9 protein-coding genes are annotated in these 14609 nt (G+C 57.6%); 1 reads left to right on the forward strand and 8 read right to left on the reverse strand.

Annotation, left to right across the window (positions count from 1 at the left end; genetic code table 11):
* Positions 1-11 precede the first annotated feature (11 nt).
* On the reverse strand, positions 12-1571 hold the full coding sequence (locus tag A0257_02120; GenBank protein AMR26013.1) for a hypothetical protein: 1560 nt from the start codon (positions 1569-1571) through the stop codon (positions 12-14).
* Positions 1572-1761: 190 nt separating this feature from the next.
* On the opposite strand from A0257_02120, the gene A0257_02125 reads away from it, so the two are divergent.
* The gene (locus A0257_02125) at positions 1762-2745 is read left to right on the forward strand and encodes a fatty acid desaturase (GenBank protein ID AMR29584.1); all 984 of its coding nucleotides are present in this window, start codon (positions 1762-1764) and stop codon (positions 2743-2745) included.
* Positions 2746-3285: 540 nt separating this feature from the next.
* Here the strand turns inward: A0257_02125 and A0257_02130 are convergent.
* From A0257_02130 to A0257_02160, 7 genes are all read right to left on the reverse strand, one after another.
* Entirely contained in the window at positions 3286-4224 is a 939-nt protein-coding gene (locus tag A0257_02130; GenBank protein AMR26014.1) for a malate dehydrogenase, read from the reverse strand.
* Between the two features lie 174 nt (positions 4225-4398).
* Entirely contained in the window at positions 4399-7113 is a 2715-nt protein-coding gene (locus tag A0257_02135; protein ID AMR26015.1) for a hypothetical protein, read from the reverse strand.
* A 1537-nt stretch (positions 7114-8650) separates the two neighbouring features.
* Entirely contained in the window at positions 8651-8941 is a 291-nt protein-coding gene (locus A0257_02140) for a hypothetical protein (GenBank protein AMR26016.1), read from the reverse strand.
* Positions 8942-10574: 1633 nt separating this feature from the next.
* Positions 10575-11429 (reverse strand): hypothetical protein, encoded by an 855-nt coding sequence (locus A0257_02145; GenBank protein AMR26017.1) that lies wholly within the window; start codon positions 11427-11429, stop codon positions 10575-10577.
* Positions 11430-11455: 26 nt separating this feature from the next.
* Positions 11456-12316 carry a hypothetical protein gene (locus A0257_02150; GenBank protein AMR26018.1) on the reverse strand — a complete coding sequence of 287 codons (861 nt, stop codon included), beginning with the start codon at positions 12314-12316 and terminating at the stop codon, positions 11456-11458.
* 20 nt (positions 12317-12336) lie between these two features.
* Positions 12337-13167, reverse strand: coding sequence for a hypothetical protein (locus A0257_02155; protein AMR26019.1), 831 nt, complete (start codon positions 13165-13167; stop codon positions 12337-12339).
* Between the two features lie 98 nt (positions 13168-13265).
* Entirely contained in the window at positions 13266-14594 is a 1329-nt protein-coding gene (locus A0257_02160) for a tRNA(Ile)-lysidine synthetase (GenBank protein AMR26020.1), read from the reverse strand.
* Between the last annotated feature and the right edge of the window lie 15 nt (positions 14595-14609).

Here is a 14609-nt window from a genome sequence, read left to right on the forward strand (position 1 = left end):
TTAACTCCCACCTACTTCGGCCAAATCGATTTCATGCCGGCCAGCTCTACGCTGGGCAGCGTGAGGGGCGCGCTGGCTTGCAGCGCCAGGCCCGTCAGCGGCTGGCTGGCAAAGAAGATTCCCGTCATGCACGTCAGCCCGCCATCGGCAAAAAGCTCGGCCGAGGCGGCATCGACCAGCAGCGTGATTTCCTGGGTGGGGCCGGCCGCCTGGCGCGGCGCGTAGGCCACCCGCGCGAAGCCTTTGCCGGGGGCAAAGTTGACGTTGCCCGACTTGCTGCGGTCGAAATAATACGCGTTGCGCGCCTGGTCGTAGCCAATAACAACCTGTTCTTTAGCAGCATTACTAAGCACCAAAGACCAGGTTTGCGCCTGCGGCACCATAAACTTCAGCCGGAAGCGCCCGGTCAGATTTTTGAGGTGCCGGCCCAGGTCGCACCGGTCAGTCACGGCCACGTTGGTCAGCTGCACGGCCTGCTCGGCTAGCCCGCTCAGCCCCGCGATGGGCTGCGAGGCCAGCAGCAATTCCCCTTGCGCACCAGCGCGCAAGGCCAGGGTACGCGGCACCGTCATGGCGCTGCGCCAGGGGGTAGTGGGCACCTGCTGGCCATAGTTCCAGTTGCTCATCCAGCCGATGAGGGTAGGGGCGCTGCCGGCGGGCAGGTTGGTCCACGTCACGCCCGCGTAGTTATCAGGGCCGTAGTCGAGCCAGTGCGTGCCGGGCAGCGTGGCTCGAAACTGCCTGCCATCGAACTCACCCACGAAATACTGCGTGGCCGAGCCGCTATTGGGCCCGTCAGGGTTCATGTTGACAATCAGTACGTCGTGCGGCTTGCCTTGCGCGTCGGGCACCTCCAGCAGGTCGGGGCACTCCCACACACCGCCGTGCGCCCCCAGGCTGCGGCCAAAATCGCTTTCCTTGGTCCAGCGCAGCAGGTTTTTTGACGAATAAAACTCGATGTGGTCGTGGGCCGACAAGGCCAGCAGCCACTTGTGGCCCGGCGCGTACCAGCGCACTTTCGGGTCCCGGAAATCGCGGCTGCCCTGGTTGGGCAGCACGGGGTTGTGGGCGTATTTCTGCCAGGTTTGACCGTGGTCGAGGCTGTAGGCCAGGCTTTGGTTTTCCACATCCTGGCGGCCGGCTCGGTCGCGGGCTTCGCTGTGGCTGGTGTAGAGCGCCACCAGCGGCGGCTGGTCGGGCCGCCCCAGGCCGCTCGTGTTCTGGGCGTCGAGCACGGCACTGCCCGAAAATATCAGGCCCAGGCTATCGGGGGCCAGGGCCGTGGGCTGCTGCTGCCAATGCACCAGGTCGGGGCTGGTGGCGTGGCCCCAATGAATATTGCCCGCCACCGGCGCGGTGGGGTTTTGCTGAAAAAACAGGTGATACGTGCCGTTTTCATACACTAGTCCGTTGGGGTCGTTCATCCAGTTTTCTTTGGGCGAAAAGTGGAACTGCGGGCGGTACGGCTCGTGGTAGCGCGGCGCGGGGGGGGTAGCCTCGGTAGAGGAAGTGGATGATTGGCACGCGGCCAAGCCAGCCACCAACAGGGGCGCGAGGTACAGGTGACGCATAGTCGGCGTAGGATTGAAAGTGTTGAGTGGGGGTAGGAAGGAGCAAAGAAGGGACTCAGCCCGCGATTATCCCCGTTCGCACTACCCTCAGCGCGTAAAAGCCGTAATATTGTACTGGATAAACTCAACTAAAAGCCGACCTTCGCATGTTCATTCACCGCCCGCTCACTGGCGGTGCTCCTTTGATATGATACTCACCAACGACCTACTCATTTCACGCGGCGAAGTACTTCAACAACTCGAAGGCTATCTGAAAGATAATATCTATACCTTTCTGAAACGGGTAGAAGACAGCTGGCAGCCAGCCGACTACCTGCCCGATTCACGTCGCGACACCTTCTTCGAGGAAGTGAAAGAGCTGCGCGAAAAGGCCACCGGCCTCAGCTACGACCTGCTGGCCGTGCTCATCGGCGACACCATCACCGAGGAAGCCCTGCCCAACTACGAAGCCTGGTTTCACGAGCTCGACGGCCTCAACCGCGACCGCGACAACGGTTGGGCGCAGTGGATTCGGGGCTGGACGGCCGAGGAGAACCGCCACGGCGACCTGCTCAACCGCTACCTCTACCTGTGCGGGCGCGTCAACATGCGCGAGTTTGAGTTTTCGACCCAGTACCTCATCAACGACGGCTTCGACCTGGGCACGGCCCAAGACCCGTACCGTGCCTTCGTGTACACGAGCTACCAGGAAATGGCCACCAACGTGTCGCACCGCCGCGTGGGCCAGTTGGCCCGCCAGGCCGGCGACGATGGGCTTTCTAAAATCTGCGGCATGATTGCGGGCGATGAAAACCGCCACGCCAAGGCCTATAAAACCTTTGTGGACAAGATTTTCGAGCTCGACCCAAGCGAGATGATGCTGGCCTTCGAGGATATGATGCGCAAGAAAATCGTGATGCCCGCTCACTATATGCGCGAGCTGGGCATTGATATGGGCAAGACCTTCGGGCACTTCACCGACGCCGCCCAGCGCATCGGCGTGTACACGAGCAGCGACTACACCGATATTCTCGACACGCTCCTCAGCGAGTGGAAAATCGCTGACCGCACTGGCCTCACCGGCCCCGCCGAAAAGGCCCGCGACTACGTAATGGCCCTGCCCGACCGCCTGCGCCGCGTGAGCGACCGCATGAGCGTGCCCAAGCTGGAATATAAGTTTAAGTGGATTAGCTAGGTTGCAAACTTAGTAAGTACCCGTTGCTAATTAGTTTGCTATAAAAGAACGTCATGCTGAGCTTGCCGAAGCATCTCTACCACGAGAGTAATCTCAATGTTTAGAGTTAGTTACGCAGCAGAGATGCTTCGGCAAGCTCAGCATGACCGTCTACTTTAACATTCTACTTTAACATAAAGTATTTGCCAACGGGTACTTAGCTGATATTACGCAACGGCGCGGAGACGCGAACTACAAAGTTCGCGCTACTCCCCGTGGCCATCTCGAATAAGGGTAGTGCGTAACAGTAGTTATACTCGTCACGAAGTAGGGTGCGGGGCTCGCCCCCGCCCGTCGTTGCTCGATTAACGCGCGATTCGTTCAACGGCGGGCGGGGACAAGCCCCGCACCCTACCTCTTTTTCGCAAATCACTTCGCGACGAGTATAGTAGTACTCTACCCCCATAAAATAAGTAAGTAGTTCGGCCCAACTACTTAGCCGTAAAAAGGCCCCGCTGAAAAATTCAGCGGGGCCTTTTTATTTTAGAAACGCTCAGCTATTTACGCCGCCGCGCTCATCTTATCCAGCGCGTCCATTACCTCTTTCACGTGGCCGCGCGAGGTTTCGAGCATGGCTTTTTCTTCGTCGTTGAGCTGCAATTCAATCACGCGCTCCACGCCGTTTTTGCCCAGGATAACCGGCGCGCCGAGGTACACGCCGTTGATGCCGTATTCGCCCTGCAGCTCCAGGCACACCGGGAACACGCGGCGCTGGTCGCGCACGATGGCTTCCACCATTTGGGCGGCGGCCGCGCCGGGCGCGTACCACGCCGAAGTGCCCATGAGCTTCACCAGCTCGCCGCCGCCCTGGGCGGTGCGCTGCACGATGGCATCAAGTTTTGCTTTGTCAATCAGCTCCGTAACCGGGATGCCGCCCACGGTGGTGTAGCGGGGTAGGGGCACCATCGTGTCGCCGTGGCCACCCATGAGCACCGCCTGAATGTCTTTGGGGCTCACGTTGAGGGCCTCGGCCAAAAAGGCGCGGTAGCGGGCCGTGTCGAGGATGCCGGCCATGCCGAATACCTTTTCGCGGGGCAGCTTGGCGGTGAGGTGCGCCTGGTAGGTCATCACGTCGAGCGGGTTGCTCACGATGATGATGATGGCGTTGGGCGAGTGGGCTACTACCTGCTCGGTCACCGTTTTCACGATGCCGGCGTTGGTCGAAATCAGGTCGTCGCGGCTCATGCCGGGCTTGCGGGGCAGGCCCGAGGTGATAACGACTACCTCCGAGCCGGCGGTGCGGGCGTAGTCGTTGGTGACGCCCACGGTGCGGGTGTCGTAGCCAATAATGGGGGCTTTCTGCCAGATATCGAGGGCTTTGCCTTCGGCGAAGCCTTCCTTGATGTCAACCAATACAACTTCGTTGGCAATTTCACGGGTGGCGAGCACGTCGGCGCAGGTAGCGCCCACATTGCCAGCCCCAACTACGGTAACTTTCATGGGGTAGGAATGAAGGTAGGAGGGAACAGCGCCAGCAAGTCTGGCCCGGTAAAAGTACGCCCAGCAGCGCGAAGCTTCTGCCTCGCACGCGAGCACAGTGAGCAGCTTGCACCAGGAATCGTACGCTCCCGCCTGCTCGCTGTGCTCGCGCACGAAGTGGAAACTTCGCGCTACTTATAGCGACAGCCGCACCAGGGCCAGCACCTGCGCCGGCCGCAGCTGGTAGGTATTCTGCACCAGCGCAAACTGGCTCACCGAGCCGTATTGGTACTGCCGCGTGTCGAAGATGTTAGTCCAGCGCACTTCCAGGTCGATTTTGCGGGCCGTGGGCAGCGTGTAGCGGTAGGTGAGGTCGGCAAACACGGCCCGCACCGGCGCGCCCGGCCCTTGGCTGGCGTAGTAGTCGGCGGCGGCCGTGAGGGCGTGGCGGCCCACCAGAAACACGCTCACGCTGGCGTGGTGGTCCTGCAACAGCGTCAGCGGCTGGAGCGCGCCGCCCGCCACGGTGCTGCGCAGCGCCGTGAGGGTGGCGCTGTAATCGAGGCTGCCCCAGTCGAAGGCCGAGCAACTGGCCTTGAAGCTGGCCATGGCGGTGCGCGCCTGCGTCTGGGCCAGCGTGCCATTGAGCACCTGCGGCTGGCGGCTGAGGCTACCCAGCATGTTCAGGCTCAGGTTGGTTTTCCAGGGGCTCACAAACTTGCTGACGGCCCCCGACACCGAGTGGCTCAGGCGGCGGCTGTCCTGGTCGAGCGCCACCGTGGTGAGCGCCCCGTTGGCATCGACCTGGCTGCTATACAGGCGATTGGTAAGTGTAGTCGAAAACGAATAGCTGGCGTGAAAGAACAGCGACTTCAGCGGGTTTTTGAAGTAAATGCCCGCGTTGTAGCTCTGCCCAATGCTGCGCGGCAGCGGCGCGTCGTTGCGCTGCAAGGTGCGGTAATCGCGCAGAATATAGGCGTAGTTGAGCTGCGAAATATCGCCGAAACCGTTGCGCAGCCCTACCCCCCCCGAGGCATACCACAGCGCCCCGAGGTCGCGGCGGGCGCTGAGGCGGGGCTCGGCCACCAGCACGCGCAGGCGCTGGCCGGTGTCGAGGCCGGCGTCGCGGGCCTGGAAATCGTAGTAGCTGATGGGCGCGTCGAGGCTGGCGTTCCAGGTGTCGGCTTTGTAGCTGAGGCCGGGCTGCACGTAGTAGCGGCCGCGCGCCCAGCGCAGGTCGTTGCGCAGGGGCAGGCCGGGGGTAGGGAGCACCGGCGCGGTGTCGAGGGCCGAGGTTAGCCGCTGAATCTCCTCCGAGAAGCCCGCCGTGCCCGAGTAGGCCCAGTGCCCCCGGCTGGCGCTAAGGCCCACCGAGTTGCTCGTAAAAAACGACCCCAGCCGCACCTGCTGCCGGGCCGTGTCGTAGGCCACGCCGCCCGTGAGCGCCGCCGCAAACACGCCGGGGCTCACCGCCAGCTGCTGCGGCGAATTGGTATAAAACACCAGCGACGACACCTGCAAAATCCGCCCCGCGCTCAGGGGCCGCACTAGTCCCAGCCGGTTGGTGGCCGCGAAAAACGGGTTGCGCGCCGCCTGCGCCACGCGCATCTGGCTCTCGGCCCGGTACACGTCGCCGGTCTGCGAATCCCAGCGGCCATCCAGGCTCAGCGTATTTTTCAGGTAGTAATCCTTGACGTTTTTGATGAACGCCAAATCGGTTTGCAGCGTGTTGAAGTACAGCCGGTTATACTTGTCCTCCGTCACCTTCACGGTTTTATTATCGGGTAGGAAATAATACGTCTGCGTGCCGCCGCGCTGCGTTTGCGCGTCGTGCAGGTACGAGGCATTCACCCGCAGCTGGTTTTCCTTGCTGATGGTGACTAAGTGGTTGGCGCTCAGCAGCTGCACCTGGTTAAAGAGGTAGCGGTTGGTGGCCACCGGTGGCTGGCCCAGGCCCTGAATGTGGGTGAGGTCGGGCTTGGCGTTGCTGCTCTCGCTCTGCTGCTGCAAGTCGGCCATAGTCAGGGGCTTGAGCTCGGCGGCCACGTCTTGGCCGGTGTTGTTGCTCTGGTAGGTGTCGATGAGCTGCTGCTTACCCGTAAACAGCATCGGCGACACGTTGGCGTTCCAGAGCGCCGAGGGTGGCGCGGGCACCAGCCCCGCGCCCAGCCGCGCCTGCCCGGTGGCGGTTATCTTGTGCTTGAGCTTGATGTTGAGCGCCGCGTTGTCGGGATGGATGAGCTTATCGAGCGCCCGGATGGGCTGGTGGTTTTCGAGCACCTGCACGCTCTGCACCGCATCGCTGGGCATGTTGTCGCTGGCCAGGTTGTAGCGACTTTCCAGCAAATCCTGCCCGTTGATGTAAAACTTGCTGATGGGCCGGCCCTCGTAGGAAATCTGCCCGTCACTCGCCACCTCAATGCCCGGCATCTTCTTGAGCACGTCCGAAATTACGCGGTCCTGTTTGCTGGCGAAGGCATCGACCTTGTAGCTGAGCGTGTCGTGGCTGCGCGTGATGGGCGCGCCCTGCACCACCACTTCCCGGAGCACGGTGGCTTGTTCGCGCAGGGTCAGCGTCACCGGCTGGCTGCGATTGGCCAGGCGCACGAGCTGCTCGGCGTAGCCCAGGGCGCGGGCCGAGAGGCGCAGCGAGTCGCTGGCCGGGGTGGGGGGTATGGTCAGCTTAAAACCGCCATCGGCCCCCGAAATCACGAAGGCCGAAGCCGGCGGCTGCGTCTTGGTTTCGGCTTCGATAAGAATGCCTTCCAGCGGCTGGCCGGCGGCGTTGCGCGCCGTGCCGGTGAGAATGGTTTGGGCGTGGGTTGGGTTAATGCTAAGTAGGAAAACTAAAGCAGTCGGAGATACAAACCAAAACCAAATGGTTTTGCGAAAAAACTGCTTGATAAGCATTTAATCACTTTAATTCTAATGGGTTATTACGATGCTTCATGCGCTCGTTATAAAGCTTTCGCTGGGTATCTAAATCGCCGTACGCAGAGCCATGCTGTGCCTGAACGTCGATTGCACGTGCCTGATAATCCGCGAGCCCCTTTCGAAACCCTTGTTTGTTTGTTGAAGTAATACGCTTATTAGAAAAGGTAATCGCGAGTTGAGTTTTTGGTTTCGTTACAGAAGCTAACTCAAACTTATACTGGTTTTTATCATCGTTGATTTTTACGATTAGTCCTGGCAGGCCTCGAAATTTATATGGGCCTTCACTGATTGGAATTTGCTTAGTAAACCAAGCTACGTATGAACGACCGGCAAAAGAAGTCGTCGCCTTGAAACAGTCGTATCCAGCTATTTTCTGCTGCTCAGCACTTATTCGCCATTGAAAATTTATTTCCTCCGTGTATTTATAAAAAGACGTGTAAATATTATCAACAGTTATTATACTGACCCCTCTTTTGTAAACTATGAACTGAAACCTTGATTTAGGGTAGTTAGTTAGATTAATTATGTGAGTTTTTATAGCCGGATTAGTTGGTGAGAATGCCATAGAATCTGCTAAGAAGCTATTAACAGTCTGAAACCTGGATAATTTACTGCCAATTAATAAGAAGGTATTCTCAGCCACAATGTTGTATACATCATTTGAATCGGGTTGAAAAGTCATGCGATATATACACTTCAGCTTAGCTGTATCTTTTATAGCTTCGGTCGTTTCACCTGATTGTGCATTGCTAACGAAGGGTAATGTAAGTAATACGAAGGCTATAATAAACTTCTTCTTCATTGTCTAACTAAATGATGAATGTAAGTATATCCGTCAACTATTAATAAATTTAATAGTTGACGGATAAAAAGGATTAATTAGAATCTTATACTAATCACCACAATACTCAGCTTCAGCTTGTAGTGCTCGTGCTATAACATCTCCAATTTCACCACATTCTATCCCATGTAGATTACAGGACAAAGTAACTTCATAGCATTCCCACTCAACAGTTTTTACCGGTTTAGCAGAATATGCTACCGTTACCGTTGTTTTTTTGACCGCTGGATTGTTAATATCCGGCTTCGACTTGGCCGCAGCAGTACCAATGAATGAGATGCTACCCAGTAGAGTAGCCATTAGAACAGTCTTTTTCATAATTGAATAAAGAAAAACTTCCAGCTCCGCCAAACCCCCGGAACCACGTGGGGCTGCTCTCTCGATAAAGCCCAGGTGCAGAACCTAGTCGGGCCGTCGCATCGAAACCGGGGTGCCAACCCAACGCCTGGCGCGCAGGGAAGCGGGCTATGCTGCTTTCTAGCAGTGGTGCTAGGCAGCTAGGTAGCTTCTCTGCCGGTAAAAGTTGCGAAAAAAAACAGATTACCAAACTTTTCAGGAAAATAATTTTAAAATATTTCAACCTAGACAATTAGATGAGTCAGGCACGGTTATTGTTAATGAAGGAAAAATGAAGTTTATAATTAGTGCTTCGAAACGAGAATAAGCCAGCGGCTATTTCAATTCCAGTGGATTATTTTTACGTTTGGCCTGCTCCTTACCCTTCTGCCGGGCCGCCTGAGCCTCCTCGGAGCTGTTGAAGCGGATGTTGCCGCTGGCCATCAATTGCACGAGGCCGTTGCGGTCGAATTTGGCTTTGCCACGCCGGAATTCAGGTTTAGTAATGGGTTTTGCGCCAGCGGCGGGCGGGGCGATGGCCACCGGCGGCACTAACTGCCGCAATTGGGTCAACTCAAATTCATAGTGGCCGCGCATATCGCGCACTTTCACGATGAGGCCGGGCATGGTCGGCAAGGTTTGAAGGGGGCAGATAATTCAAACCTAGTCTATTCACGCCGAACAGACTTTTTTTCGGACTCGTTTATGCCTCGCAACTTGGGTGTGCTAATATTTAAGCTCTAAAGGGTTGTTTGCATGTTTTAGCCGTTCTGTAAGTTGTTGCTGCGCTGCCTCAGGATTCTTAAAAGTTATTCCAAATTGAGGAGCGCTATTTACCGCATTTTCACGAGCTGCCCTTGCAGCGCGAAAAAAAGCGCCTTTAGTAGTTGTTAAAACAGGTTCAGCTGGTAGGCTTATGAAAAATATCTTTGTTGGCTTTGTCAAGCCTATTAATTCAAAATTATAACTATTAGTCATATCGCTTATTTTTATAATCAGCCCTGGTAGCCCACTGAATTTGTATGGGCCATCATTAATAGGTATTTTTCTAGTAAACCAGGCTGTGTACCGGCGCCCTGCAAAATTAGTAATTGCCTTTTGGCACTCGTACCCGGCTATTATAGAAGTTGTATCAATTAACTTCCAATCAAATGAGTATTTATCCTCTTCATATTTGTAATTATCCAATAAGATATTATCATAAACTATGCATTTTTTAGGGTTCAAGGTTTTGTACACAATGTAGTCGAACTTTGGCTTAGGACCTTTGAGCATATTACTTATTACTTGACCTAAGTTAGGGTCATTTACGCCTATTTCATTACCTTTTACGATAGCAGCCTTCTTGAGCGAATCTCTGACAGATATATTATAGCTTTTAAACTCTGTCAAGTTCTTTGATACCAGTAGCACCATCTTTTCTACTGACTGATTTGCAGAGTTTGAATCAGGGCGGAAAATTAATCGATAAGTGCATGTTAGTGTTACTAACTGCTCTGACTGGTTTGAACTTGTTTGGCCCAAACCATTAATCGTCCAAAGTAGACATGCGCAAAAAAAAATTAATTTATTCATACTATTTATATTAAAAATTAGATAAGTACTCAAGCTTTTTGAGTACTTATCTATGATTAAGTGTTATTAGCCGCAAAATGCTTTTTGAAAAACTGCTGCGAGATTTATCATATCTTGAACAGTATTTCCGCAAACGCCTACTGCAACGTCACAAGATAGACAAACAGTGGTGCAACCAAAATCACTCGTTTTCTTAACTGTGGTTGGCCGAACTGTTGTTTCGAGCTTAGCGCTAATATGCTTTGTGTGCATTGAAGTAGTGCTTGCCATGCTGATAAGCGAAGTGCTACCCAATAGGGCAGCCATCAAAAAAAGCTTTTTCATAACCAGAAAAGAGAAAAACTTCCAGCTCCGCAAAACCCCCGGAACCACGTAGAGCTGCCCCATCGATAAAGCCCAGGTGCAGAACCTGTGTCGGGCCGTCGCATCGAAACCGGGGTGCCAACCCAACGCCTGGCTTGCAGGGAAGCGGGCTATGCTGCTCTCTAGCAGTGGGGCTAGGCAGCTAGGTGACTTCCTGCCGGTAAAAGTTGCGAAAAAAAACATTTTACCAAACTTTTAAGGAAAATAATTTTAAAATATTTTAACCTCGGCAGTTCATTGTATCAGGCATAGTTGTTGCGGGCCGGGGTAGGGGCCGGGCGAAGCTGACAATCAGTGGTTTGAGGCGGGTTTTGGCTGGTGGCTACCGCAGCTCCAGCGGGTTATTGCGGCGTTTGGTGCGGGCCTGCGCCTTTTGTTTGGCCGCCTGGGCTTCCTCGGGGCTGTTGAAGCGTAGGTTGCCATTGGCCACCGCCTGCGAAAAGTTGGCGCGGTCGTATTCGGCTTTGCCCCGCAGGAAATCCGCTTTGGCGATGGGCTTGGCTCCGCCCTCCGGCAAGGCAATAGCGACCGGCGCGGGCAGCTTACGCAGTTGGGCCAGCTCAAACACGTAGTGCTGGCGCGTGTCGCTCACCTTCACGATAAGGCCCGGCAGGCCATAGAATTTATACGGCCCGTCGCTCACGGGCACCTCGCGGGTGAACCACGCTTCCCACTGCCGCCCGCCAAAACTGGTGGTGGCCCGCTGGCAGGCGTGGCCCGCGACAGTGGCCGTGGCGGGTAAGATGGTCCAGGCCAGGGGAGTAGGCTCCTGGTACACGTAGCGCGTGGCCCCAATGCGGTCGTACACGGCCACTTGCCGCGCGGTGGGCACTTTGTAAATCACGCCTCGAAAAAAAGTGCTGAACCGGCTGCGGTCGGGGTTGTCGATGTTGATAGTGGGCATTTCGCCCCGCTGTTGCGCCAGCGTCACTGCCGCCATCGCGGCCGTCATGGTCGAATCCAAAAACCGCGCGTTGCTGGTGTCAAACCGCGACAGCCGGCTGCCCAGTGTCAGGCGCGTAAGCTCGCTGCGCGTTTTCGCATCGGTCGAGTCGGGCTGGTAGGTGAGGCGGTAGTAGGCCTCCAGGGTAGCCTGGTCGGCGGGGAGGGCGGGGGCCGATTGGGCGCGGCCGGCCAGCGGCAGCCAACCCAGGGCCAGAGCGTAGAACCAGCGCATAGGGGTAGGGAAAAAGGAGGAAGAAATCAGTTCAGTTCCAACGGATTATTGCGCTTGCGGGCAATTTCGCGGGCTCGTTGCTGCAGTTGCTCCGAACTTGAGCCGTCGGCGCTATAAACCCCGGCCCCGCCGTTGGCCGCGGGCGCAAGGTGGCCCATAGGGTCGGCGTCGTAATCGTGCTTGGCGCGGCGGAAGGCGACTCTATCAGTGGCGGCCGACGCTCTGGTGGGCACCACAATCCGCCACTCCGTAGCGGGCTTGGCCAGCTTCAGCAGCTCAAAAACGTAGTACTGGCGCGTATCCCCAACCTTGACGATAAGGCCCGGCAGACCGTAAAACTTGTACGGCCCGTCGCTCACCGGCACCTCGCGGGTAAACCACGCCTCCCATTGCCGCCCGCCAAAAGCGGTAGTGGCCCGCTGGCAGGCGTAGCCGGCTATGGTCGCCGTGGCGGGCGTAATAGTCCAGGTAAAAGCATCGGCTGGTTCCTCGTAGCGATAGTGTTGCAGGCCGATATTGTCGTAGCAGTACACGCGCCGGGGAGCCATAGTTTTGTAGATATTGTAGTGAAAACGGCTGTGCGGCAGCAAATCATACTGCGTTAGGCTAATAGTAGCCGTTTCTTGATTAAAGGGTAGCTTATCCATCACAATTATCAGTGAATCAAGTGCCTGCGTGCCTTGGCTATGAAACTGCGATAGCGTTTTGCCCAGCAGCAAATACATGATTTCCGAGCGCGGTACCGGGTTGGTCGAGTCGGGCCGGTAGGTGAGGCGGTAGGTGCCCACCAGCGTGGCGGCTTCGGGCGCGAGTGGGGGGGTAGGGGCCGATTGGGCGCGGCCGACATGCACGGCCAGGCAGAGGGTAGGGACGAGAAGCCAACGCATAAAAGCTGATAAAGAAGGACTTATTTCAATTCGAGCGGGTTGTTATTCCTCTTGAGGCGCTCCCGCGCCAGCTGCCGCGCCTTGTCGGGGTCTTGCATGATGACGCCCGCCCCGCCGCCGGCGGCCGGGGCCATGCGGCTCACCGGGTCGGCGTCGTAGTCGGCCCGCGCCCGCCGAAACGCGGCTCGGTTGGTGGTGGCAGCCGCCTTGGTGGGGAAGGTGAGCAGGCGCTCAGCGACGGGCTTGGCCAGCTTGGCCAACTCAAACACATAGTGCTGGCGCGTGTCGCCGACCTTCACGATGAGCCCCGGCAGGCCATAGAATTTATACGGCCCATCGCTCACGGACACCTCGCGGGTGAACCACGCCTCCCACTGCCGCCCGCCAAAGCTGGTGGTGGCCCGTTGGCAGGCGTAGCCAGCTACGGTAGCCGTGGCCGGCAGGATGGTCCAGGCCAGGGGGGTAGGCTCCTCGTAGCGGTAGTGTTGCAGACCAATGCGGTCGTAGTAGTAGAGGTGCCGGGGTGCCGTCGTTTTGTAAATGCCGTAGTTGAACCGGCTGTGCGGCAGCGCCAGTATCTGCTGCGTCAGGAGGGGCGCGGTTTCCTGGTTGAAGGGAATGTCTTTCACCGTATCTACCAGCGAATCGCTGGCAAACTTGCCCTGGCTCTCGAACAGCGATAAGGTTTTGCCCAGCCACAGATACAGGATTTCCGTGCGCGTTTTCGCGTCGGTCGAGTCCGGCTGGTAGGTGAGGCGGTAGGTGCCCACCAGCGTGGCGGCTTCGGGCACGAGTGGGGGGGTAGGGGCCTGGGCGGCGGCTGGCCGGCTCCACCAGCCGGCCGCGAGCAAAAGGATAAGGAAGCGCATAGCAGCTGGAGTATCTAGCTGGCAATATAGCTGCACTATCCGGGAATTTTTTTTTGCCGACCCTGGCCGCACTACGCCTGTTACAGCCGCTGCACGGCCAGCACGCGGGCGGTTTCCTCGTCCACCTTGAAGCGGTCATCGACGCGGAAGCCCACGACCCAGCAGATTTTGCCGTCGGCCGAGGTCAGCACGCGCACGTCTTCTTTGAGGTTGAGCGGCACTTTCTGGTCGATGAGAAAGTCGCTGAGGTGCTTCTTACCCTTCATACCCAGCGGCATAAACCAGTCGCCCTCCTGCCAGCGCCGCAGCGTGAGCGGAAATTGAAGCTTATCCGCATCCAGCGCCGCCGTGCTGCGCGAGCGCGGAATCTCGTAGCCAGCGCTCGCGTGCTGGCTGGCGCGCAGGCGCAGGCCATCGGCCAGTAAATCTTCCTGGCCCTCAGCTAGTTGGAAGGTACCGTACTGCGCCAGCCGGCGCGGGGTAATCACGAGCTGGTCGCGGTCCTTCACCAGGCGGTGGGTCGGCGAGTCGAACTGCTTGCCCGCCAGCCCCTTGAAGCTGGCCACGATTTCTTTGGTCACGGGCCACGAAAAGCCGAAAGGCCGCAGCAGCTCGTGCAACACCAGCGTCGTGGCGGCCGTGTTTTGCAGCAGCCGAATGTCAAAATAAACCGCCTCGGGCGCGTCGCGGCGGGCCTGGGCGGCAGTGTCTTCCACGTAGCGGCGCACGATTTCTTCGGCCCCGCCCACGCGCTCGGCGGTGGCGGCCAGCGTGTTATCCAGGTTAGGATTAATCTCGCGTAGCACGGGCAGCACCTGCTGGCGCAGGCGGTTGCGCTGGTACACAGGGCTGTCGTTGCTGGCATCCTCGCGCCAGATGAGGCGGTTTTCGACCAGGTAATCGTAGAGGTCGTCCTTGGCCTGGGCCAGCAGCGGGCGCACTACCCGGTCGTTTTTGGCCCGAATGCCGTGCAGGCCCGCCAGCCCGGTGCCGTGGGTGAGGTTGAGCAGCATGGTTTCGGCGGCGTCGCGGCGGTGGTGGCCGGTGGCAATGGCGGCGTAGTCATTCGTCGCGCGCACCTGCTCAAACCAGCGGTAGCGCAGCAGCCGGGCCGCCATTTGGGTCGAAATTCCCTCGCGCTCAGCAAAGGCTTTGGTCTGAAAAAACTCGGCAAAATAGGGCACCTCGTACTGCTTGGCCAGCTTGCGCACGAACTGCTCGTCGGCGTCGGCCTCGGCACCGCGCAGGCCAAAATGGCCGTGCGCCACGGCCACTTTGGCCCCCAGCCGGTGCAGCACATCGAGCAATACCACCGAGTCGAGGCCGCCGCTCACGGCCACCAGCACGGTGTCGGCTTCGAGGTCAAAAAGATTTTCCTGACTGATAAACTGGCGAACCTGGTCGAGCATAACGGTAAACGGAGG

This window comes from Hymenobacter psoromatis, assembly GCA_001596155.1.
In the GTDB taxonomy this organism is placed as follows: Bacteria; Bacteroidota; Bacteroidia; order Cytophagales; family Hymenobacteraceae; genus Hymenobacter.

Coding starts and splice junctions, on each gene's coding strand:
- A0257_02120 (AMR26013.1), bottom strand. CDS start 1,571: ATGCGTCACCTGTACCTCGCGCCCCTGTTGGTGGCTGGCTTGGCCGCG.
- A0257_02130 (AMR26014.1), bottom strand. CDS start 4,224: ATGAAAGTTACCGTAGTTGGGGCTGGCAATGTGGGCGCTACCTGCGCC.
- A0257_02135 (AMR26015.1), bottom strand. CDS start 7,113: ATGCTTATCAAGCAGTTTTTTCGCAAAACCATTTGGTTTTGGTTTGTA.
- A0257_02140 (AMR26016.1), bottom strand. CDS start 8,941: ATGCCCGGCCTCATCGTGAAAGTGCGCGATATGCGCGGCCACTATGAA.
- A0257_02145 (AMR26017.1), bottom strand. CDS start 11,429: ATGCGCTGGTTCTACGCTCTGGCCCTGGGTTGGCTGCCGCTGGCCGGC.
- A0257_02150 (AMR26018.1), bottom strand. CDS start 12,316: ATGCGTTGGCTTCTCGTCCCTACCCTCTGCCTGGCCGTGCATGTCGGC.
- A0257_02160 (AMR26020.1), bottom strand. CDS start 14,594: ATGCTCGACCAGGTTCGCCAGTTTATCAGTCAGGAAAATCTTTTTGAC.